Raw genomic sequence first — 23,216 nt, forward strand, 5'->3', positions numbered from 1 at the left:
ATCCTTTCATTATGACAAGATATCTGCTTGCAGCATGACTCTATTGATCAAATAAAGGCAAATACTGAATAAGTTCATTCACATATTTCGTTAAAGTCTGTGAAGATATACCATAGTACTTAGCAATCTCTTTTTTTGTGATATCCTTCGTGCGCGACGATTTATACATATATTCAGTTGCCGCTGCAAGAGCTTTAGGATTTTTAAATAGATACTCTTTTTCCCATGCTCGTTCAAAAAGAACTAACCACATTTGGAATATAAATGTGTCGTGTAGCTTCAGTGGCATGAATTCCTTATATAGAAGTTCTGCTACTTCAATAGCTTTCAAAAACACTTTTATACGTTCGCCGTCTCCTAAAAAGTCTTGATCTAGTGCATACGCCAAAAATAATTTTTCGATAGTGGTGTATTCATCTACATTGATAATGCTAGGATGGCCGACGATTTCTTGCTGGTACGGCGATTTGCCAAGCAAAAATAAACCAAGCAGCCTCTCGCTACTATAGCCACTTTCTAATTTTTCTATAATGAAATTTCGATTGTTTTCAATAGCTTCTTCATCTTCCAGCGCATTATTGATTAGCCAAGGTTCAAACCCTTTCTTTTCTGGATCAATAGCAATCAGCTCATCCCATGTTTCTCTCGCTTCTTCTTCATGGCCAGTAAAATATGAGGCATGTGATAGCCAAAAGTAAAAGCCAGAGTCTCCTTGAAAGCCTTGCACTTTCATACTATGTAGCCAATGGTATGCTTCTTTATAACAGCCGATTAAAGCTAATGTCGCACCCAGTTTATAGCGCTGTTCAAAGGAATATGGGCAAAGCTTCACAAGCAATGACTTTAATTCCTCGACCTCGCTATCATCTTTTTCATAATAGGCCATGACCGTTAGATTGCATAATGCAAACAAATTGCCATAATTCCCTTTCAACACTTGGTACAACAAGGCTCTTGCTTGTTCTGCATCACCTTTATAAAAGTAGGCAAGTGATAGATTGTTGTATGCAGGCCAGACATCTGGATGATCTGCAATAATTTCTTCTAATATGGTAATAGCTTCATCTAATTCGCCAGTTTCCATATACTTTCTGGCTTTTTCCTGCAAATAAGCAACCTCACGTTCCACTGGTTGAAGTGAAAAGCCGCTCTCTTCCATTGACGTAGCAAACTCAATAATATCAATGGCTTCTTCCGCATATTCACCCATTTCATCAAGGCGAAGATATTCTTCCGCATAATATTTAGCATCATCTGTAAAGCCAGCTTGAGCAGAAGCTTCTGCTAAAAAGAGGAGAATCTCGGGCTCATTGGGATCAATCTCATTTGCTTTTTTTAATAAATCTAAGGCATGGTCAAGCTGCCCCGCTTCCAATTCGAGAATAGCGTATTGCAATAAAATAAGAGAATCATCTGGGCTAAGCTCCACTGCCCTTTTTAAATATTTATGCGCTTTCCCTTCTTGATCTCGATTTAGTGCTTGTACAGCTTTTTTATAGTAAAATTCTCCGCTAGGAATAAAGGAAACAACATTTTTCCGCGTATTATGTTCACTTTTCATATCTTGAAATGATCCTCCGAAATAAAATAAGGAACGCTTTCATACGTTCCTTAAACATAGTATCCACCATTATATCATATAATTGTTCATTTCATACGTAAAAAATCTTCCCTCATCTACTTAGCGAGAAGTTAATCGGAGCTCCAGTCAGCGATACATTGTGTTGTCTCGTTGAGTGGAGCTCCCTCGCATCTCTACTTATTTAGTGGTATTTGGTCCATCAGAGGCTTTGTTTTCCTTTGGATAAATAATCCTCATTGGATTGCCACCTACAAATGCGCCTGCTGGCACATCTTTGTTTACAAGTGTCATAGCTGAGACAATCGCATCGTCTCCAATTTCAACTCCTGGAAGAATAGTCGTGTTGGCCCCAATCATAACACGATCCCCAATGATAACATCGCCTAAGCGATACTCATTAACTAAATACTCGTGAGCGAGGATAGTTGTATTAAAGCCAATAATGGTATCGCTGCCTACCTTTATCCGTTCAGGAAACATTGTGTCTGGTGTGACTTTCAATGCAAAAGATGTTTTTTCTCCGACTTCCATTTTCAAGAAAGTCCGGTACAACCAATTTTTCATAGAAAGGAAAGGGGTATAGCGAGCGATTTCAATCACGATAAAGCATTTGGCGACTTTCCAAAAAGAAACGGTCTTATAGATTTGCCAAAGAGAGGTGGACCCTGTAACAGGGTACCTCTCTGTTCTACGCATGCACAGGCTCCTCTATTATAGCTAATAAGTCAGTGATGTGGTGTAGCATATAATCCGGATTGAAATTCATCAAGAATTCTTCTCCTTTTGCAGACCAGGCAACACCTGCCGTTTTGACACCCGCGTTTTTCCCACCTTCAATATCATGGGAGTTGTCTCCAATCATTATTACTTCATCTTTATTAAGATTCATTTTGTTTAGGGCTAATAGGATTGGCTCGGGATCTGGCTTGGCATGTGTTACTTCATCTATGCTGACAATTACTTCAAACAAATGTTCAACCCCTAGCAAACGAAGACCCTTTAATAATGGTTCTCTTCTTTTTGTTGAGACAATTGCTAGGCGAATTCCTTTCTCATAAAGCAATTCCAACGTTTCTTTTACACCATCAAATTCCTTTGCTAGCTCATCATGATGTTCTTCGTTCCAAACGCGGTATTTCAATATCCAATCTTCAGCCTTTTCAGCATCTATGGATGAAAATGACTCGATTAATGTCGGCCCGATAAAAGGAAGCATGTCGTCTCTTGTAAATTTCCCGGGAAATTCCGCATCTAACACATATAAAAATGTTTGGATTATCAGTTCATTCGTGTCTAGCAATGTTCCATCAAAGTCAAAAAGCAATCCTTTAAATTTTGTATCTGTCATTTTTTACATACCCCTTTTCCTGTCCAATAACTTCTCCTAATCCTTATAGCGCACGGGTTTTTTTATTGTTACCCTGCGGTAAATAATTAGGATGGCGCCCACGATTAAACCAATTAGCGATACAATTTGGGCCATTCTCAAATTACCGATCAACAAACTGTCTGTACGCATTCCTTCGATGAAGAAACGACCAAACGAATACCACATTATATATGTAAGGAATATTTCCCCACGCCGTAAGTTCACTTTACGAAGCAATAATAATAGAACCAATCCTACTAGATTCCATAACGATTCGTATAAAAATGTAGGATGATGATAGAAGCCATTTACATTCATTTGTTCAATTAACCAATTTGGCAAATGCAAACTCTCTAAGAATGAACGGCTCACAACACCGCCATATGCCTCTTGGTTCATAAAGTTTCCCCAACGGCCAACGATTTGTCCGATAATGAGTGAAGGGGCCAAGATATCAGCTACCTTCCAGAAGCTAACGCCTCGTTTACGTGTGAAAATAATCGCCGTGATGAATGCACCGATTAATGCACCATGGATGGCTATGCCTCCATGCCAAATTTGTATTATTTGATCTGGATGTGAAGCATAATATGGCCATTCAAAAATGACATAATAAATTCTCGCGCAAATTATAGAGATGGGCACTGCCCATATTAGTAAATCGGTTAGAAAATCTTCATTAAACCCTCTTTTGCGCATTTCGCGTTGTCCTACGATATAGGCTATTACAATACCTGTTGCAATAATGACTCCATACCATCTGACCGAAATAGGGCCGAGCTTAAGTGCCACAGGATCTATGGCTAATAAAATTGAATCAAACACATTCGTTGCTCCTTCCATTCCATCTGCTTTACTTTAATCCTGATTCATCTTTCTCTTCAATCACTCGATTTAATCTTTTAGAGAATTCTTCTGCTGCGTTAACGCCTAGCGTTTTCAAGCGGTGATTCATAGCAGCTACTTCAATAATATCAGATAAATTTCTTCCCGGCCTTACAGGGATTGTTAGCTTAGGTAATTCTGTATCAATAATTTTCAGTGTTTCCGTTTCAAGACCTAGCCGATCGTAGGTTTTTTCAGAATCCCAAATTTCTAAATCGACAACGAGAGAAATACGTTTATGCTTGCGAACAGCGCTCGCCCCAAATAACGTCATAATATCGATAATACCTAGTCCACGAATTTCTAATAAATGATTGATTAAAGGAGGGGCACTTCCAATTAAGCTTTCTCCTTCTTGGCGAATTTCTACACAGTCATCCGCAACAAGACGATGCCCTTTTTTTATTAATTCCAGCGCTGTTTCACTTTTGCCCACACCACTTTTTCCTGTAAGCAGTACGCCAATGCCATAAATGTCGACCAGTACGCCATGCATAGCTGTAGAAGGCGCTAAACGACTTTCTAAATAATTGGTCAACTGGCTCGAAAAACGGGTTGTTGGCAGTTTTGTTGTTAACACTGGGACTTGATGTTTTTTAGAGGCTTCTACAAGAGCCTTTGGCACTTCCATATCATGTGAAACAATGATTGCGGGTGTCTCTTTTGAACAAAGCTTGTTCATTCGGTCAATTTGTATTTCCTCTGACAACAACTCATAGAAAGACAGCTCCGTTTTTCCTAATAGCTGTACGCGTTCTGCCGGATAATGCGTAAAATACCCCGCCATTTCTAGGCCTGGACGCGATATATCACTTGTTAAAATATGGCGGCCAATTCCTTCTTCACCGCTAATTAACGTCAGATGTAATGCTTCAATAATGTCCTTTGTACTCACTTGGTCTAATGCCATCTTTCTGACCACCTTTTCAAATCTCTATGCTATCAACATTCTAACATAAGTATATAGAAGAACATATCATGCAACTTTGCTTGGTTATGTATAGTATTTATTTAAACAACAAAAAAACTAGCTCCCTTAGATGAAAGCTAGTTTAAATCATTATTTTTTCTCAGATAGCCATTTTGCAACAGCATCTAGTTCATCGCCTTCTACTAGACCAGCTGGCATGTTGCCTTTACCGTTTTTCAAGACATCTTTGATTTGATCTTCAGATAGCTGTGAACCAATTTTTCTTAGGTCAGGACCGACTGCACCTTGTAATTCATTGCCGTGGCATGAAATACATTTTTGTTGTGTAACCGCTTCTGCATCAACTTTTGCTGTTGAGTTAGAAGTAGACTCGTCAGTCTTATTGTTGTCTGCGGTATTATCCGTCTTATTGTTTTCAGTTGTTGTAGTATCAGTAGCGGATTTGTCTTTATCGCTATCATTTCCGCCACCACAAGCACCTAGTACAAGCGCTGAACCGAACAACATTGCTAATAAAGCTTTTTTCATCATCATACCTCCTAGGGATTGGGATTAGTACGCTTACACAGTAAGTATACCAAAGACATTCACAAATTAAACATGGTGATATTATTTAATTGTGACGCTTTCATGCAATTAGAACTATAAAATAATAGCCCTTTATTTATACCCGTATTTTTTCTTTTTAAACAATAATAGTTCATTTTTTAGCAAATAGTATTAACCCACTTGGCAGAAGCTTTCGAAATAGAAACAATGGAATCATACGGGATCTCTAAATCGTCAGCTAATACACTGACTTGCTCTAAATGCATTCTCTCTATGGCGATGGCTAGCTGAAGAAACGGCTGCATATCCGTATCCCCACCGCAGATTGTCTCTGCTACTTCGTCCGTTAAAGGCATATGCTGAAGGATTGTATGGATAGGCCTTTGTAGTATGGCATCTATTAACGAAAACATACCTATCAAGAAATACTCAGACATATTCTTTTTTCTAGTATGTTTCGCTAATAACTCACATGTTTTAGCACGTACTAAAGAGGTTTTCATCAATTCATCAAATGTGCCACCTGTATTAAACTTTTGTGATTCACGATAAATTAAGATATACACCCATCTTTTCAGATCCTCTAGACCTAGGAGCAGTATCGCTTGTTTGATCGATCTGATTTTGGATTTTGTGCGTTTAGCGGAGGAATTGATTAACTGTAGAAGCTTGTACGATAATGCAATGTCATGTTCAATATTCTCGCTAATTTGGTTGATATCAGGCTCTTCCGCTCGTAATAATGCAATTACCTGATAATAATGCAATAAATTAGCAGGCACATCCTGTCCTTTAATAATTTGCGGTTGCATAAAGTAGTAGCCTTGAAACAGTTTGTATCCTTTTTTTAATGCTTTTTCATATTCTTCTCTTGTTTCAACCTTCTCTGCCAAAAGCGTGATATGTGGAAACTTTCGTTTGACCAGCATTTCAATTTTTTGCCGGTCCTCTTTTTTAGTATTCAAGAAATCTACCTTAATGATATCTATATATGTAAATAATTCTTCGTAAGTCGCAGAGAAATCATGCAAAACAAAATCATCAAGCGCTATTCGGTAGCCCTTTACTTTTAATTCTTTTAAACGACGGATTAAAGACTTCGTTATAGGGATATCCTCCAGTATTTCGATAACAAACTGCACAGGATTTAAGTGGTCAAAAATATCGCTCATCAATAAATTTTCTGTAAAATTGATAAAACAAGGCTTTCCATTCGACAGGACATCCATCCCGATAGAGAAGAGCGAATTAACAATCACATCTACTGTTGCTAAATCAGCATCAATGGAAGGGAATCTATTACTCTCACTCCCGCTTCTATATAACAATTCATATGACTGAACTTGATCAAAGCCATTAAATATAGGCTGCCTACCAATAAAGACTTCCATTTTGACGCCCCTCCGCTTTACGCTACTTTTATCTCTTTTTAACTTGGTTTTGATCCCACCCATATGTAAATAAATTGATAAAATATTGGTGAGAATCCTTTGCCTTTAACGCCCGATTAGTCAACTAACACTCGGTAGAATTTCGTTTGAGCGAAGTTTCACTTTTATTCAATATTATAACATTTATTTCAAAAATATCTGTAAAAAGTTATAAAAACCTTTTTAACCGACAGAAAGCATCCCTTATAAATATTTATCTTTTACAAGGGATGCTTTCTTATACTTTTATTTTTTTTTAAACCTCGGAGCGATCAAACCAATAATGGCTGGCAGAATTGAAACAAATACAATTCCTAAAATGAAAACAGAAAAGTTATCTTTCACAATTTTGATGTTTCCAAAGAAGTAACCACAAAAGACTGCGATTAGTACCCACAGCAATGCACCTGCCACGTTGTACATAATAAAGTATGGATAACGCATTTTGCTGGCTCCTGCCACAAATGGAATGAACGTACGAATTAATGGCATAAACCGAGCGATCATAACGGTTTTACCGCCATGTTTTTCAAAGAAGGCATGCGCTTGATCCAAATTTTCTTTTTTTATAAATCGACCAAAAAAGCGGTGGTTTGAAATAGCTCCGCCCACTTTCTTACCGATTTCATAGTTCAATGAATCGCCCAATACGGCTGCTACAAAGAATATGCCAAGAACAGTCCATAGGTTTAAACCACCAATGGCAGCCATGGCTCCAGCCGCAAATAGTAATGAATCGCCCGGCAAGAATGGCATAATAACAACACCAGTCTCCACGAATACGATTAAAAATAGTATTCCATATACCCACTTTGGATATTGGCTGACTATACTTTTTAAATGTTCGTCAATATGCATAATAAAATTAAATAACCCTACTATTAGATCAATCATTCTTTCACTCTCATTCTATAGTATCATCTTAACCATCATACATTTTTCTCGAAATGATGTCACTGTTTAGAAGTTTATATACAATACAAACGATTGCTTCAATAGAAGGTTTCGGAAAAATTTTATTAACATCAACGGACTACTTAACTTATATCTTTTATATAAAGATTGAAATACTTGAATTATGCCCTCTTATAAATATTTCTTAAACCAATCTAAGATTTGCTCTAGTCTTTGAATTCTTAAATTAGGCAATCCTGTGCGTGATAAGTTGTGTTCAGCTTTTGGAAAACGGACAAATTGTGTTGTTTTGCCCATCGACTTTAAAGTAATGTATAGCTGTTCTGCTTGCTCAATCGGACAGCGATCATCCTCTTCCCCGTGCAATATCAAAAGTGGTGTTTCGATGTTTTGACTGTATTTTAATGGTGAATGGTGCCAAAGTTTTTCTACATCCGTCATGTCAGCACCAATCTGCCATTCAGAGAAATAGTAGCCGATATCTGAAACGCCAAAGAAGCTTACCCAGTTTGAGATAGAACGTTGTGTGACTGCTGCCTTAAAACGATTTGTATGACCGACAATCCAATTGGTCATAAAGCCGCCGTAACTGCCACCTGTCACGCCTAATCTGCTCGTATCAATCCAATTATAGTTAGCCAGGACATGGTCAAGTCCTGCCATTATATCTTCATAATCCCCTTCACCATAATGATTGCGACACCCATCAACGAACTGTTGACCATAACTATGGCTACCTCGTGGATTCACATATAACACTCCATAGCCTTGTGCAGCTAACAATTGCAGCTCATGGAAGAACGTATTGGCATACATAGTGTGCGGTCCACCATGAACTTCGACAATGAGTGGATATTTCTCGCCTTCTTTAAAAGTAGCAGGCTTCATAATCCAGCCATTCACAGTCCAACCTTCATCACCCTCATAGCTTATTTTTTCCGGTTGTACAAGCGTTGTTTCTTCAAGCCATGCATCATTGTAATGTGTGATTTGTTCTCTTTTCCCAAGTGCAATCTCATACTTGAAAAGCTCTCCAGGAAACACAGGGTTGCTTACAGCCAGAATAGCGGTTTTTCCGTCTCTTGATACATCAAATCCATAGATATGCTCATCTTCAGGGCTTGCAGGATAAATCGCTCCTTCTAGAGTTGCATAATACAGTCTTACATCGCCAAATGTGGATAAGACAAAGTACAAGTCATTATGCTCAGTCCACACTACTGTTTTTAGCTCTGCATTTTGCTGCACATCGCCAACTGATAAGTCTCCTACTGGCAAATCAAGCGCTTGTGTTAAATTCCAAGAATGCTTGTTTTCTCTATCATATATAAAGAGATTGGCTTGCGCTGCATTTTTATATGCAAAATCACTACCTGAATAGGCAATATACCGATCATCAAATGAAAAGGCAGCAGATCCGTAATATCCTTCCTCTTCAACTATGATTTCCTCTTCTTTGGTCTTTAGGTTGATCAAAATAATAGGTGAACGCCAATCATTATCTGTGTTCTCTACGCGATTCACTGAAACAATTAAGCTCGACCCATCATGTGAAATATCTTGCAAGCTATAATCATATGTATCAGTAAATAATCGGTTGATTGTCTTACTATGAATATTAATTTGCCCAATTTGGCTATGTGTTTTTTGCGGAAGTAATCCTACACCGTTGAGCTTATATTTCATTCCGTCTACTACATAAGCTTCGGGTAATTCTTCTTTTTTCTCTTCCTTTTTATCAGTAAATTCTTTTCCGTCTTCTACGCGTGCAGAAAACCAAATTTCTTCATTAGACGGAGCCCATAGAAATGAGTCGACACCCTTGTCGAACTCAGTCAATTGTTTTGCTTCTCCACCACCAACAGATAACACAAATAACTGGTTTTTTTCTTTTCTTGTCGACAAGAAAGCAATGGAACGGCCATCATTTGACCATTTAACAGATGAAATTCGCTCTTCTCCAAATGTCCATGGCATTACATCGTTCGTTTCCAAATCGATATGGATTAAATACGAAAAATACTTATTCTTTTCTTTATCCATCTTTGTTTGTATCGCCACAGCCTCTTTCCCACTAGGTGATAAAACAGGTGCCCCTACTGAAGTCAATTGAAACAAGTCATGCGTTTGAATCGTTTTTTTCATATTTAACACTCCTTATTTTCAGATTATTTATACTATAACTTATTTCGTAATACTAAGGAAATGTTTTTATGCTTTTTTACTTATATAGTAACAGAATTCAGATTATTCTTTTTTATCTAGTCCTTAATATGGTATGATGCTAGAGTAAATATTATTTTAAGGATTGAAGGAGTTTTACTTATGAGCAAAAAACCACATCTTCAACGTGGGTTGGAGTCCCGACATATCACCTTGATGTCGCTTGGCGCTGCTATTGGAGTTGGATTATTTCTAGGTTCAGCAGGCGCTATTCAGTTAGCTGGTCCCTCTATTTTAATCGCCTATGCTCTTGGAGGGATTGTCATTTTCATCATCATGCGAGCACTTGGTGAAATGGCTGTCGAAAATCCAGTCGCCGGTTCCTTTAGTCGTTATGCCCAGGATTATCTTGGACCAATGGCAGGATTTATTACTGGCTGGAACTATTGGTTTTTATGGATTGCCACTTGTATGGCGGAAATCACAGCAGTCGGCATTTATATGCAATTGTGGTTCCCTGATTCTCCGAAATGGGTCTGGGCGCTAGCAGCTTTAATTCTCATGACAATCATTAATTTAATTGCCGTTAGTGCATTTGGCGAATTTGAATTTTGGTTTGCCTTCATTAAAATATTTGCTATTGTCGCAATGATTGTATTGGGCCTAGGTGTTATCCTATTTGGAATTGGCAATGGCGGAATTGCAGTCGGCATTAGCAATCTCTGGAGCCACGGCGGTTTTATGCCTCACGGTGTAAAAGGAATATTCTATTCGCTCCCAATCGTCATGTTTGCATTCCTAGGTGTGGAAATGATTGGTGTTACAGCAGGTGAAGCTAAAAATCCCAAAAAAGTGATTCCTAAAGCGATTGACACTGTTTTATGGCGAATTTTGCTCTTCTATATTGGTGCGTTGACTGTTATCATGTCGATTTATCCATGGAATGAGATAGATACCAATAACAGCCCATTTGTATTGATGTTCGATCAAATAGGATTACGCTATGCAGCAGGGATTATCAATTTTGTGGTTTTGACAGCTGCTCTATCTAGTTGCAATAGTGGTATTTTTAGTACAGGCCGTATGTTGTTCAATCTAGCTGAACAAAACCAGGCACCTGTCCTATTTAAGAAGGTAAGCAAAGGCGGTGTTCCGTCAGTTGCAATCATCGCTTCAGCATTCGTTTTGCTGATTGGTGTACTTCTAAACTATGTGGTAGCAGAAAAAGTTTTCGTTTGGGTGACAAGCATCTCTACGTTTGGCGCTGTATGGACATGGATTGTCATATTGATTAGTCAAATGAAATTCCGTAAATCCTTATCCGAAACTCAAGTTTCTAAATTGAGCTATAAAGCGTTTTTATATCCATTCAGCTCATACCTTGCTATTGCTTTTTTAGTGTTAGTCGTATGCTTAATGGCTGTGTTCCCAGATACACGCGTCGCACTTATAGTCGGTCCGATTTGGATCGTTTTCTTAGTCGTTTTATATCTCGTAAAATACAAAAAAGCATAAGAGGCATAAAAAAGATGGTTTTGGGAGACAACCCCAAACCATCTTTTTGTATTCCTTATGCACGAGACAATGCTTGGCTTTTTAAATTTCTACGCAGTATTTTACCTGTTGTATTTTTTGGTAGCTCTTCTAATAGTATAATTTCTTTTGGACATTTGTATTTTGCTAGATGCTCTTTACAATAGGTATGCAATTCATCTTCCGTAATTGAAGGGTCCTTCAATACAACATATGCTAATACTTCTTCTCCTAAGTTAGGGTCTGGAATGCCCACTACTGCTGCTTCCAGAACGCCAGGATGGCCATAGAATACTTCTTCTACTTCCCTCGGATAGACGTTATAGCCACCGACAATAATCATATCTTTTTTACGATCGACAATATAGAAGTATCCTTCTTCATCCATTCGCGCCAAATCTCCGGTATACAGCCAACCATCACGAATGGCCACAGCTGTTTCTTCTGGCATTTTATAATACCCTTTCATTACATTCGGTCCTTTTACAACAAGCTCTCCGACTTCTCCGACCGGCACTTCTTCTCCTAACTCATTGAACACTTTATTTTCAACATTTACGATATTCGTACCAATAGAACCTGCCTTGCGTTCCCGATCTAGTGGGTTAAAACAAGTAACTGGTGAAGCTTCCGATAATCCGTAGCCTTCAGAAACGCGAACATTGAATTTCTCTTCGAAGTTATGAAGCAACGCGACCGGCATAGAAGAACCCCCGGAGATTGCGAGTCGCAGGGATTTTAAATCCTCTGGGTTTCCTTCTGGATATTGATAAAGGAAGTTGTACATAGTTGGAACACCAGCAAAAATAGTTGGCTTGAATTCTCTTCCAATACGGAAGATTTCTTTTGGACTGAAAGTAGGTGTTATGATCAACTCGGCTGATGTTAGTAATGGTGCATTTACTACAACGGAAAGCGCGAAAACATGAAATACAGGTAATGTAGTAATCACGCGGTCTTCCGCAGTGAAGGTTAAATAGTCTGCAATGTCCCGAGCATTTGAATAAAGATTACCATGCGTCAACATCGCACCCTTTGGGCGACCTGTTGTACCCGACGTGTATAAAATAACAGCCGTGTCATCGCTATCAATCTCCATCGGCTTTACAGAAGGTGAAGATTCTTTCATAATTTGTCCAAATGAATGGACTCTTTCTTTTATATTTGGCGGTAATGCTTTCAGTTTTTCGATTGTATTTTCATTTGTTTCACAGACAATATATGTTTCTACTTCTGGGAAAGCCTTTAAGCCAGCCTCTACGAGCGGAAGCAAAGCATCTAACGCGATGATCGCTTTCGCATCTCCATTTCGAACAATATATGTAATCTCATCCGGCGTATACAGTGGATTCACTGGAATGGCTGTAGCTCCAATACGCATTGTGGCATATAAAGAGATAATAAAATGCGGTGTATTTCCTAATAAGAAAACCACATGATCCCCTTTTTCTACCCCTAAATCCTTTAATGCAGTAGCAAGCTTCGAAACGGACTCTTCAAACTCCCCATATGTCGTATCTTTTCCCCCAAAATGATACGCAATCTTGTCGGCTTGCTTTAAAGATGTGTTATAAATCTCTGACACTAAATTCATATTCCCACCCCTTTTTGTTAGAATAAAATGAATAGTCATTCATTTTTACTCTCCTCTATTATATAGAAATCAGAATAATAAAACAATAGACAGCTATTTCTAGTGTCTATTGTTTTTGATTAAGCTCTTATATGTGCAAGGTAACGCCAACGAATCAAATAAAAGTAACAAATTTGGATAGCCGTAATCCCTGCCAACACGATGATCGTTTCTTTTATGATAGAGAGATCTGCTATGCCTTTCCAGAATACTTGCAACGCCATAAAGGCAAATGTGCTATGGAGCATTGCCAATCCCCATGGTAAGAAGAATTGCGTAATTAATTGGCTATCGACAATTTTTCTTAGTTCTTTATGTGTTACGCCCATTCGACGGAGTGTATCGAATTGTTTTTTGTCTTCTTCAAGACCTGTATATAACTTGAAGTATATAAAGCTGCCAGAAGCAAGGAAGAAGACGGTTGATGCCAACAGGCCGATAAATAACAATAACGCAAAAGTAGAACGGAAAAATGAATAGTCTAAACCCGGATTTTCAAAGTAGAAAGGCAGCTGATCCTGCTTATTGGCCACATAGGCGTTCGAAACCATTACATCTAAATCTGTTCCAATATCTTTCGTCTCAGTCCACTGTGGCACATAGAATACAAAGATATGGGTTGTTGATTGTCTTGTTTCTGCTCCTTGGATAGGATCTATAATCATGTGAAAGTCAATGTCATTAACGATAATCACATTCGTACCTAATTCAGTCGGCGAAAATAGCACCTTCGGGTAGACCTTATCAATGGAAAGCGAAACGTTATTTTCCTCAAGGACCGTATTTACTTTTTTCGTCTTTAACTCATTAATAGAATCGAGTGAATACGGCAAAAACATCGCCTCACCAGGTCTTAAATTGACGACTGGATAGCCAAAAACAATGGCCAATCGATTGATATCCGACTGCTTCATAATCTTGACAGACCTTTTTGTATAGGAGGAAGTTTGACGTTTGATATCAAATTTATTTAAGTGATAACTTAGCCCCTTCTCCTCTAATTCATTAATCAACCCTGTAATATGCTCTCGTTCATACGGATTTCCATATTTACTAGAGTAGACAAGGCCTAACGGATTGAGCTGATGATACTGATGCGTAAATGTAGACATAGAGCTCAGCGTTCCAACAGCTAAAAAGGCTAATGTCGATACCATACATGTGATAAAAAACATTCTTGCATTTTCCCTCATGATAGCAGATATCTTTGCAAGCGATATGATATGGTACTTCTTCCAGTACCATTTCTTATGTGCCCGTAAGCGTGATAATAAAAAAGGTACGGAGTCTGTAAAAAACCAATACGTTCCCAGCACGGCAAAAGGCGGAGTCAATATTGTAAAGATGACTAGATACTGTTTTTGTATTTGGCTTGCCATTATATAGGCTGCCAACAGCAACAGCATACCGAGGAGCCCTCTCCAAACGGAAAACTTGGATAACTGCTCATTCCGCCAATAACCTCTCAACAAGCTGACTAAATGAACATCCTTTATAAACATTACGCTAATAAAAGAAATGATGACAAATAGGCTTGTAAAAATACTAATGGTCAGCGCAAATGGTTTCCAAGAAAAATATAACGGAAGGCTATCAATCTGCAAAATCTCTCGAACAATCATAAAGAAAAATTTTGCAAAGGCATAGCCAAAAAGAATGCCCACAATAATTGCTGCCATACCGATAATCATTGTCTCAAATAGTATCAGTTTATTTAGCTTTCTCTTTTCCATCCCTAACTGAAGCAATAAGCCAAATTCCGTTAGGCGTGCCTCCAAAAAGGCTCTCATCGAGTACAGCAAAAAGAACAACATAAATAAAACAAGAATTACTTCTGCTATGACCATCCCTTGAAAAGCAATTTCCTGCAGAAATTCATTTTCGAGTTTGGGATGAAACATCAGCATTGAGTAAATAAAGAAAACCATAACAGAGGCAACACTTGAGAGAAAGAAAGCTGCATAGACTCGACGATTTCTGATTACGTTACGGAATGCGAATTGTCGAAAAGTCACCGACATGCCCTCCTAATAAGCTCAACACATTTAAAATCGCCTGGAAGAAGGTTTGACGATGGTTGTCTTTATAAATTTCGTTAAAATACTCGCCATCCTTTATAAAAAGTACACGGTCACAATAGCTTGCTGCAATCGGGTCATGCGTTACCATCACGATGGTTGTATTTTCCTCTTTATTAATACGGCCAAGCAATTGCAGAACATCTCCTGAAGCCTTGGAATCCAGATTTCCTGTAGGCTCATCAGCCAACAGAAGGGATGGCTTATGAATGATGGCCCGTCCGATTGCTGTCCGTTGAGCTTGGCCACCTGATATCTCATTTGGCCTTTTTTGCAGAATATCTTCTATGCCCAATTGTTTGGCAACCAGCTGCACCCTTTCCTGCATCATGGAAGGATCTTGGTCATCCAGTGACAAAGGCAGCACCATATTTTCCTCAACCGTTAGCATTTGTAAAAGATTGAAGTCTTGAAAAACAAAACCTAGCTGCCTTCTTCGAAAGTAAGCCAAATCATTTTTCTTAAGTTCAGAGGGTTTGATCCCGTTTATTACGATGTCGCCAGATGTTTGCGTATCTATAGTTGAAATCATATTAAGCAATGTGGTTTTTCCGCTTCCTGATGGACCCATAACAGCCAAGAATTCGCCTTTTTCAACTTCAAAGCTTAACTGATTGATTGCACGGTGCGTTACTTTTCCTTCATATACTTTTGTCACGTCTTGTATATTCAATAATGCCATATGAATTCCTCGCTTTTATCATTTTCTAGAAGGCTTTCTTTCACATAAACGGGTAGACAAAGCTAGGGAAACAGAATTTTTGTAGGTCTAGTCAAATTCATTCGTGGAAGTGACACTTAAAAGAAATGCGCACTGTTGTACCTTCCCCGACTGCTGAATCAATCTCCATATGATGGCCAAGTTTCTCACATACTTCTTTTGCCAAATATAGTCCCATACCGGTCGATTCGGCTGTTTTCCGGCCATTCTCTCCTGTGAAAAAGGCTTTGGTTACACGTTTTAAATCAGAAGGCGGGATTCCAATGCCTTCATCTTTAATGGTAAGAATGACGTGCCCATGGTCATGAGAGGATGATATATATACTTTTTTCCCTTTTTCAAACGTATATTTCACCGCATTTGTAATGAATTGCCCAACGATAAACTTAAACCATTTTGCATCTGTCGCTACTATACAATCTTCGTCCACTTTAATTTGAGGATATACCTGATTTTTAATAAATAAACGTTTGTTTTCATTAATAACCGAGCTGACCAATGGTAATAATGCTACCTGTTCAATTTTCATATCCTCTTCAAAAGTATCTAGACGCGCATTCATCAAAACGGTTTCTAAACCTCGCCTTAATCGCTCGACTTCTTCTCGTACACTTTCTCGGTCCAGTTCAGTTTCATCTTGCAGCAACAGCTCCAAAACGCTGATGGGCGTTTTCATTTGATGTACCCATTGATTCATAAACTGCATTTGCCTTTTTTGATGAGCGTATAGGGCTTGAGCTTCTAATTCATATAACCGGTATAGCTCGTGTATATACTTTTCAGTGGCTATATTTTCCGGCATTTTAGCATTTTTCTGCAAAGCCTCTTCCATCTTTAAAGGTTTTTGCAGTATTTTCCCATAGAAGGACTGTCTCATAACATAGCGTGTGAATAGGAAAGTAATAGTCAAAATGATTGAAATGATTACTGTATATATGGCTGTATCTGTATTTCTAAAGCCATCTAGCCAATAGAGCAAAAGAATAAATAAAACTAGGAGCAGATTAAAGATTAAAAAACCAATATGATCCTTTATAAATAATTTGATAGAATCCATTGTTATTGTTCCTCTTCACATAATACAAATCGATAACCAGCGCCCCGAACTGTTTCGATAGAAGATTGGATGGAGTAATCGGAGAGTTTTTTTCGTACGCGAGCCATATTCACATTAAGCGTATTCTCATCTACAAATGATTGATCATCCCATAGCTCTTCTAAAAGCTGTTCACGCGTCACGACTTTTGGAGTCGAGCCCATTAATAATTCCAGAATGACACATTCTTTTTTCTGCAGAGGTATAATTTCGTTCTTACTGTGGAGCTCCATTCTTTCTATATAAAGCTGAAATTGCCCAAGTTTAATGACTCTTTCTTTTTGGGTTGCCGCATATTCCCCGTATGTTCTTCTTAAATGGCTTTTAATCTTAGCTAGAACAATTTCGTAATTAAATGGCTTTGTTATAAAATCATCTCCGCCATTCTCCAATGCAAAGATTTGATCCATTTCGCCTGAGCGAGCCGAAATAAATATAATGGGGCATGTAGTCACTTGTCTTAACTGGCGACACCAATAATAACCGTCATATGAAGGCAAATTGATATCTAACAGGACAATATGAGGGCTGAACATTTGAAACTCTTCCAAAATGTTTTCAAAGGATTCTACTGCCTTTACATCATAATGATACCTTCTGAGCGTTTCCGCCAACAGAGATGCTATTTTTAAATCATCTTCTACAATAAGGATCCGATGTGTAGCCATTAAACTCCCCCCTTTCAATAAGTGTTCGTTTCTATTGGATTCCTACACAGACAGCCGATTAGTGTGACTGCCTGTACAGAAACAACTTTTTTGTTCGTTTAGTATATAAGCTTTAGGAATTCTTCTTTCGATACACCGCCAAAATAAGTCGGGATGTCGATTCCTTCAAGAGCTTCTCCTATTGCATCTAAGCTATATCTTTTTCCTTTTAAAGCTTCTTCGATATCTTTCATTTCCCCTACGCCAAAGAAATCGCCAAAGATATGCACATCCTCCATCAAGCCTTTGTTGACTTCTAAGCGCAAGTCAATAAAACCGGATGGGAATTTACTAGAGCGTTGAATATTGAATTTCGGTGATTGGCCATAGTTCCAATCCCACTGTTGATATCGCTCCTCTGATAGTTTATGAATGTTTGCCCAATCTTCATCGGTGAATTCATAGTATTGAATATTTTCTTCTCCGCCAAATATCGATTTTAAGATTTCCATTCGGAACTCTTCAACTGTGATTGGTTTGTCCATAAAGTCCACAATATTAGCTACACGAGAACGGACAGATTTGATCCCTTTTGATTCAATTTTTTCTTTTCTCACTTTTAATGCATTTACGACTTCATCAATATTTGTATCAAACAAAAGAGTACCATGGCTAAATAGGCGGCCTTTTGTAGAAAACATAGCGTTCCCTGAAATTTTGCGTCCTTCAGCCAGGATATCATTGCGGCCAGACAGCTCCGATTGGATACCTAGGTTTTTCATCGCATCCACAACAGGCTGCGTAAACTTCTTAAAGTTTTGGAATGATTCGCCATCATCTTTTGTGATAAAGCTGTAATTTAAATTGCCCAGATCATGATAGACTGCGCCGCCGCCTGATAAGCGTCTCACAACAATAATATTCTGATCTTCCACGTAATCTGTATTAATTTCTTCAATTGTGTTTTGATTTCTTCCAATAATGATAGATGGTTGATTTATATAAAAAAGCAAATAAGATTCGTCTTCCACATTTAACGTTTTCAGTGCATATTCTTCAATAGCCAAATTAATACGTGGATCTGTGATTCCTTTATTATCTATAAAATACATTGAATACACTCCTCAGTTACAATACTACGTTTATTTTACAATATATTTGGGTTTTTGTATTGACATTTCTCCACCTGTTATAATACAATACATTATAACAAAGCAGTAATATAACAGATATGTTAAGGAGGAGAATTCAATGTTAGAAAACGTTGTAGAATTTTTCAAAAACTTACCTGATAAACACTGTGTAGAATGTGGCGAAAAAATCGATGAACAAAGTGAGTGCTATGCAAACACTTGTGAACATTGCAATACCTTATAACATCCATATTACTTGCTCTTGTGCTCATTCCTTAGAGAATGAACCTATAAGTAATTTGCTTACAACATTTGCTTACAACAAAATCGCAGAAAAAGGATTGTGAATCTCATTCACAATCCTTTTTCTATTAGATACATAGAAAAGACCAGAGAATACAATTCTCTGGTCTTTTCTTTTAATTATTCAGCTGCTGCTTCTCTTGAAAAACGTTTTTTGTAACGTAAAACGAAATAGCCGCAAGTAATGATTAAGAATACAACCATGCAGGAAATTAATACAACTGCATTAAAGGCAAAGAAGCTCATATCGCCTGTGGAGATTGCTGCTCTAAACCCTTGGATTGAATACGTCATTGGTAAGAATTTATTAAATACTTGTAATGGTTTTGACACTAATTCTAATGGGAACGTACCCGCACTTGTTGTTAATTGCAATACCAAGATTATGATCGCAATAAAACGGCCTGGATTATCTAGGATGGAAACAAGCATTTGAATTAGTGCTAAGAATGTGTAGCTTGCCAAAACAGTCATGAATATAAACGCTGGTACATTGACTACCTCTATTTTTAGGAAAAATAAAGCAATAATGACAACAAGAGTCGATTGAATCAATCCAACAACAGCTAAAACGGATACTTTACTTAAGAACCAAGAAAAGCCGTTTTTCGGTCTGATTGCTGAGTCTACAAATGGATAAATAATCGACAGCATGAGGGCTCCAACGAATAAGCCGAGAGAAAGCATAAATGGAGCAAAACCTGTACCATAGGTTGGTACTTTATTTACTTCTTGTTTCTCTACTTCGACCGGTTCCCCGACCATATCATACGTTTTTTGATTTGCTTTAATTTTAGAAGCTTGGTCATGGGCATCTGCTAGTTTATCTTGCAGTTTATCTGCACCGTCTTGCAATTCGCCTGCACCTGATGCAAGCTGGCTAGAACCATCAGATAGCTGTGCTGATCCGCTGACTAATGATTTGGTACCGTTGCTTAATGTATCTAAACCTGTTGCCAGCTGACCTGAGCCTGTTTGCAATTGACCCATTCCGCCAACTAATGATTTGGTACCGTTACTTAATGTACCTAATCCTGTTGATAATTGACCTGAACCTGCTTGCAATTGACCAAGACCGCCAACTAATGATTTGGTACCATTGCTTAATGTACCTAATCCTGTCGTTAATTGAGTAGAACCATTTTGTAGTTTACCCATACCATTTGCAAGTGAGTTTGTGCCATTGCTTAGTGTACCAAGACCTGAAGTTAATTTACCTGAACCTGTTTGCAATTGGCCTAATCCATTATCAAGCGAAGAAATACCTGTGTTTAACTGACCAGCACCTGCATCTAATTTTTTCGCACCCTCAATTGAACTGTTCCATTTGTCTGCAAGCTGGCTTGTGCCGTCTGCCAAATCTTTTGTTCCTGGGGCAAGTTCATTAGAGACAGATTGATTCATTTTATCTAGACCTTTCGATACATCTGTTGCGCCTTGTTTTAGTTTAGATAAGTCGTCTCCCGTACTTGGTGCACTAATGTTGCTTACACTTTGGTTTACTTGTGAAGTAACTTTACTCAGTTCTCCAGCTCCTGTATTCACAGTTGTCGCATCTTTATCTACTGCATTAGCGGTCTGAAGCAATGCTTGTTTTTGCTCTGCCGGAATATCCATATTATTAATTTGTTCAATTAACTTTTTCGTATTGTTAGATAAAGATGAGCTATTAGCTGTCAGGTTGGTTGCTTTGCCATTTATATCTGCAACACCTGTTTTTAATGACTGGACTTGATTAGGAAATTCACCAATAAGATTCACCAGTTTTGTCACACCGTTTGAAACATACGCAGCTCCGGGCACTAATTGAGACAAGCTACCGCTTAATGTTGCCACGCCGTTATTTACTAATTGTGCGCCTTTATTTAAAGCCTGAATATTAGCTGTATTGCCTTCTAACCCTGAAACAAGGCTCTCTGTTCCTTTTTTCAAGTCAGATGAACCTGTCTGCAATTGAGTGGAACCACTCTTAGCTGAGTTGATACCATTCTGCAATTCTTTCGAGCCATTGATAGCGGATTGGGCACCGTCATTTACCTTATTCGCACCGTCTGCTGCTGAGTTAATACCATTTTCTAAATCCTTTGCACCAGTGGTTGCCGAATTCGCACCATCATTTAATTTATTCGCGCCATCTGCTGCTGAGTTTATGCCATTTTCTAAATCCTTTGCACCAGTGGCTGCTGAATTCGCACCGTCATTCAGCTTATTCGCACCGTTCGCTGCTGAATCCACGCCATTTTTTAAGTCGTAGGCGCCATTTTTGGCTGATTGTGCTCCGTTATTCAGTTTTGTGGAGCCTTCTTTTGCAGATTGAACACCTTCATTGAGCTGATTTGCGCCTTTATCCAGCTTGCCGGCACCTGTTGCTAGTTTGCCAGCACCATCGGCTGCATCGCCAAATCCATTGCCCATTTTCTTTATATTAGCAAATAATGTTTTTGCATAAGTTGCTGATACTTGTTTATTGACTTCTTTACGAACCAATTCGATTGCTGAATTCCCGATTTGGCTTCCCAAGAAGTTATACCCTTCATTTGGCCGGTATATGATCTTCATTTGTTCGGGATCATCTTCTAATAAAGAACCTGCATTTTTAGTGAAATCTTTTGGAATAAGAATTTCTAAATAATAATCGCGATTCTTCAAACCATCTTTTCCGGCTGAATCGGAGACTTCCTTAAACTTAAATTTATTACTGTCGATTAACCTTTCGACAAGGTCATTCCCTAGGTTTTGTTTTTTGCCATCCAATTTTGCTCCAGTATCATCATTTACAATAGCTACTGGGAGCTCATCCAAGTGTGAGTATGGATCCCAATATGCCCATAAATATGTACCCGCGTAAATAATAGGAACAAATAAAATGGCGATGATAGCAACTAAAACCTTTTTAGAATGAAAAATTGCACTCCATTCTGCTTTAATCACGCTTTTAGTCCTCCTTAATACCAACTGACCCAATTGTTCAATTGGTCAATTTTATTCAAAAAGAATTAGGGCAAAAGCCCACGAAAAATAGTGTTTTGAAACAATGAAGCGATTTGGTCTTCGGTTAACTCTTTTTCATGTGTTTGACCCCAGTCGGCTACAAAAGCAATATATGCTTTATATAACAAATATGCAACAAGCTCAGAATCACATTCACGCAATTCCTTTTTTCCTATCGCAATATCAAATTTTTCAGCAATATAGGATACTATCTCACTTTCTACCCGTTCGAGCATAATTTTAACCGCTGGTGTTCGAAGTTCTTTTTCTTCCTCTACCAGCTTCGCATAAAGTTGATGTACCTCACGGAATTGCAGGATTTTCATCAATACACGGTGTGCATTATCTCTAAAAGGCAATGTAGGATCTATTTCAACCTCTACTTCGGCTTTCATTTCTAGTATCATTTTTAATACAATTTCCTGAAGCAGGATTTCTTTATTGGCGAAGAAAGTATAAATAGTTCCTTTCCCAACATTCGCTAATTTAGCGACTTGTTCCATTGTAGTCGCTTTGTACCCAAACAGTGAAAAAGACTTGGAAGCCGCTTCTAGAATCTCTTGCTTACGATCCATCTTGTTTCTCACCTACTTCCCTCAAAAATAAAATTGACCAGAAAACATTTTCAGTCATCTGGTCAATAATACTACATCATATTTTTAGAATGTGCAACTATTTTTTTCAGCTATTAATGGTCGTCTTCATCCTTTTTAGAATGATCCATATCCATCATATTCATATCCATTTTTCCATCATCTTTATCTTCTTTGACTTTGCTGAGGTCTGGTTTGCCTACAGTTATTTTTTTCTTTGGCATTACATGCAGGCCGCGTGCAGTAGTATGTGCATACATATAGTAAACACCATCATGGCTAAATTTAGTTGTTGCTTTATACACACCGTCTTTATCGAGTTCACCCATTAAAATTTCACTTTTATCACGGTGGCCTGATTCCCATACTTCAAATTTCACTTCGTCTGCATCGTCCACAGCTTTATCCGCTTGTGTAACGTGTGCCACTAATTCTATATCTTTCTTCGCCTTTACATGATCAGGTGTTTGGATATCCACCTTCACCTCTATAGCAGATTGGCTTGCATTTTTAGAGGTATCATCATTCTTAGATGTATCTGCATTATTGCATCCTGCTAGAACACCAGCAATGATAGCAACACTAATAAAAGCTTTTTTCATTTCTTATCTCCTTTTAGAAAGAGTGTTCTCTTAGTAAAAACTCTATCCCTTAAGAGATAGAG

Annotated in this window: 20 protein-coding genes; 2 read left to right on the forward strand and 18 right to left on the reverse strand. The window is 38.2% G+C overall.

From position 1 onward, the window contains the following. Positions 1-40 precede the first annotated feature (40 nt). The 9 genes from M2M59_RS12155 to M2M59_RS12195 form a co-directional block, all read right to left on the reverse strand. On the reverse strand, positions 41-1,561 hold the full coding sequence (locus M2M59_RS12155) for a tetratricopeptide repeat protein (RefSeq protein ID WP_249774701.1): 1,521 nt from the start codon (positions 1,559-1,561) through the stop codon (positions 41-43). 198 nt (positions 1,562-1,759) lie between these two features. Next, positions 1,760-2,278 carry an acyltransferase gene (locus M2M59_RS12160; RefSeq protein ID WP_249774702.1) on the reverse strand — a complete coding sequence of 173 codons (519 nt, stop codon included), beginning with the start codon at positions 2,276-2,278 and terminating at the stop codon, positions 1,760-1,762. Next, complete coding sequence (gene ppaX, locus M2M59_RS12165; protein WP_249774703.1) at positions 2,271-2,930, reverse strand: pyrophosphatase PpaX; 660 nt, start codon at positions 2,928-2,930, stop codon at positions 2,271-2,273. Before ppaX ends, M2M59_RS12160 begins: the two co-directional genes overlap by 8 nt. Positions 2,931-2,966: 36 nt before the next feature. After that, entirely contained in the window at positions 2,967-3,776 is an 810-nt protein-coding gene (gene lgt, locus M2M59_RS12170) for a prolipoprotein diacylglyceryl transferase (RefSeq protein ID WP_066789516.1), read from the reverse strand. 28 nt (positions 3,777-3,804) lie between these two features. Continuing rightward, positions 3,805-4,746 carry an HPr(Ser) kinase/phosphatase gene (gene hprK / locus M2M59_RS12175; protein ID WP_147196284.1) on the reverse strand — a complete coding sequence of 314 codons (942 nt, stop codon included), beginning with the start codon at positions 4,744-4,746 and terminating at the stop codon, positions 3,805-3,807. Between the two features lie 150 nt (positions 4,747-4,896). Further along, the gene (cccB, locus tag M2M59_RS12180; protein WP_066789520.1) at positions 4,897-5,295 is read right to left on the reverse strand and encodes a cytochrome c551; all 399 of its coding nucleotides are present in this window, start codon (positions 5,293-5,295) and stop codon (positions 4,897-4,899) included. A gap of 179 nt (positions 5,296-5,474) precedes the next feature. Then, a complete protein-coding gene (locus M2M59_RS12185; protein WP_147196282.1) occupies positions 5,475-6,707 on the reverse strand; it encodes an EAL and HDOD domain-containing protein in 1,233 nt (410 codons plus the stop codon). Between the two features lie 285 nt (positions 6,708-6,992). After that, positions 6,993-7,637 (reverse strand): DedA family protein, encoded by a 645-nt coding sequence (locus M2M59_RS12190; protein WP_244946695.1) that lies wholly within the window; start codon positions 7,635-7,637, stop codon positions 6,993-6,995. 195 nt (positions 7,638-7,832) lie between these two features. Continuing rightward, positions 7,833-9,806, reverse strand: a complete 1,974-nt coding sequence (locus M2M59_RS12195; RefSeq protein ID WP_249774704.1) for a S9 family peptidase — start codon at positions 9,804-9,806, stop codon at positions 7,833-7,835. Positions 9,807-9,986: 180 nt separating this feature from the next. Between M2M59_RS12195 and M2M59_RS12200 the strand changes: the two genes are divergently transcribed. Further along, positions 9,987-11,339: an amino acid permease gene (locus tag M2M59_RS12200; protein WP_249774705.1), complete on the forward strand. Its 1,353-nt coding sequence runs from the start codon at positions 9,987-9,989 to the stop codon at positions 11,337-11,339. Positions 11,340-11,394: 55 nt separating this feature from the next. Here M2M59_RS12200 and M2M59_RS12205 read toward each other — a convergent pair whose 3' ends face one another. The 6 genes from M2M59_RS12205 to M2M59_RS12230 all read right to left on the reverse strand — a co-directional run bounded on the left by M2M59_RS12205 (position 11,395) and on the right by M2M59_RS12230 (position 18,644). Then, entirely contained in the window at positions 11,395-12,951 is a 1,557-nt protein-coding gene (locus M2M59_RS12205; RefSeq protein WP_147196274.1) for a fatty acid--CoA ligase family protein, read from the reverse strand. 119 nt (positions 12,952-13,070) lie between these two features. Then, a complete protein-coding gene (locus tag M2M59_RS12210) occupies positions 13,071-15,011 on the reverse strand; it encodes an FtsX-like permease family protein (RefSeq protein ID WP_221298000.1) in 1,941 nt (646 codons plus the stop codon). Continuing rightward, entirely contained in the window at positions 14,977-15,750 is a 774-nt protein-coding gene (locus tag M2M59_RS12215) for an ABC transporter ATP-binding protein (RefSeq protein ID WP_249774706.1), read from the reverse strand. Before M2M59_RS12215 ends, M2M59_RS12210 begins: the two co-directional genes overlap by 35 nt. A gap of 97 nt (positions 15,751-15,847) precedes the next feature. Continuing rightward, the gene (locus tag M2M59_RS12220; RefSeq protein WP_147196267.1) at positions 15,848-16,846 is read right to left on the reverse strand and encodes a sensor histidine kinase; all 999 of its coding nucleotides are present in this window, start codon (positions 16,844-16,846) and stop codon (positions 15,848-15,850) included. 2 nt (positions 16,847-16,848) lie between these two features. Next, positions 16,849-17,553 (reverse strand): response regulator transcription factor, encoded by a 705-nt coding sequence (locus M2M59_RS12225; RefSeq protein WP_066789539.1) that lies wholly within the window; start codon positions 17,551-17,553, stop codon positions 16,849-16,851. Between the two features lie 98 nt (positions 17,554-17,651). Continuing rightward, entirely contained in the window at positions 17,652-18,644 is a 993-nt protein-coding gene (locus tag M2M59_RS12230) for a lipoate--protein ligase (protein ID WP_147196265.1), read from the reverse strand. 139 nt (positions 18,645-18,783) lie between these two features. Here M2M59_RS12230 and yhfH point away from each other — a divergent pair, with 139 nt between their 5' ends. Then, entirely contained in the window at positions 18,784-18,909 is a 126-nt protein-coding gene (yhfH, locus tag M2M59_RS12235; RefSeq protein WP_084246941.1) for a protein YhfH, read from the forward strand. 179 nt (positions 18,910-19,088) lie between these two features. Here the strand turns inward: yhfH and M2M59_RS12240 are convergent, their stop codons facing one another. The 3 genes from M2M59_RS12240 to M2M59_RS12250 form a co-directional block, all read right to left on the reverse strand. Continuing rightward, positions 19,089-21,899, reverse strand: coding sequence for a YhgE/Pip domain-containing protein (locus tag M2M59_RS12240; protein ID WP_249774707.1), 2,811 nt, complete (start codon positions 21,897-21,899; stop codon positions 19,089-19,091). A 65-nt stretch (positions 21,900-21,964) separates the two neighbouring features. Beyond that, positions 21,965-22,534, reverse strand: a complete 570-nt coding sequence (locus M2M59_RS12245) for a TetR/AcrR family transcriptional regulator (RefSeq protein WP_147196261.1) — start codon at positions 22,532-22,534, stop codon at positions 21,965-21,967. 113 nt (positions 22,535-22,647) lie between these two features. Beyond that, a complete protein-coding gene (locus M2M59_RS12250) occupies positions 22,648-23,154 on the reverse strand; it encodes a FixH family protein (RefSeq protein WP_249774708.1) in 507 nt (168 codons plus the stop codon). Between the last annotated feature and the right edge of the window lie 62 nt (positions 23,155-23,216).

Origin of the sequence: Rummeliibacillus sp. G93, from assembly GCF_023515935.1 — a bacterium.
GTDB lineage: Bacteria > Bacillota > Bacilli > Bacillales_A > Planococcaceae > Rummeliibacillus > Rummeliibacillus stabekisii.